Annotated in this window: 1 pseudogene; it reads right to left on the bottom strand. The window is 68.4% G+C overall.

The window, feature by feature from the left end:
• A pseudogene (locus B4A72_RS04415) lies at window positions 1-659 on the bottom strand (carbamoyl phosphate synthase large subunit); the annotation flags it as partial.

Here is a 659-nt window from a genome sequence, read left to right as displayed (position 1 = left end):
GCGGCCGTGGTGAAATAGGGGATCTTGTCATACAGCGCGACAGAGCGGATGTCGCGGCTGTCGGCGATGGCCTGCACGCCCTCGGTCGTGTTCAGGACCATCGCGATCTCGCCGTCCTTCAGGCGGTCGACGATGTTCGGGCGGCCCTCGTAGACCTTGTTCACGCGGGTCGATTCCACGCCCTGCGAGGCGAGGAAATCGGCCGTGCCCGAGGTCGCCGTCAGCGCAAAGCCCATCGCCACCAGATCGCGCGCGGCCTGCGCCATCGCGTCGGTCTTGTCGGCGTCCTTGACCGAGATGAAGACACGGCCGTCATGGGGCAGCGCGACGCCCGCGCCCAGTTGCGCCTTTAGGAAGGCGCGCGGGAAGTTGCGGTCCCAGCCCATCACCTCGCCGGTCGAACGCATTTCCGGGCCCAGCAGCGTATCGACGCCGGGGAAGCGGGCGAAGGGCAGCACGGCCTCCTTGACCGAAAACCAGGGCGTGATCGGGTCGGCCAGGGTCAGCGGATCGGCAAAGGGCAGGTCGTCTTCCGGCCCGACGCCTTCGGGATAGGGCGCGCGTTCGGGAAAGTGCGACATCGGCTCGCCGGCCATCAGGCGGGCGGCGATGGATGCGATGGCGCTGTCGGTGGCCTTGGCGACGAAGGGCACGGTGCG

This window comes from Paracoccus sp. UBA5162 (genome assembly GCF_002413585.1).
Classification (GTDB): domain Bacteria; phylum Pseudomonadota; class Alphaproteobacteria; order Rhodobacterales; family Rhodobacteraceae; genus Paracoccus.
This window is presented reverse-complemented; position numbering and strand designations above follow the sequence as displayed.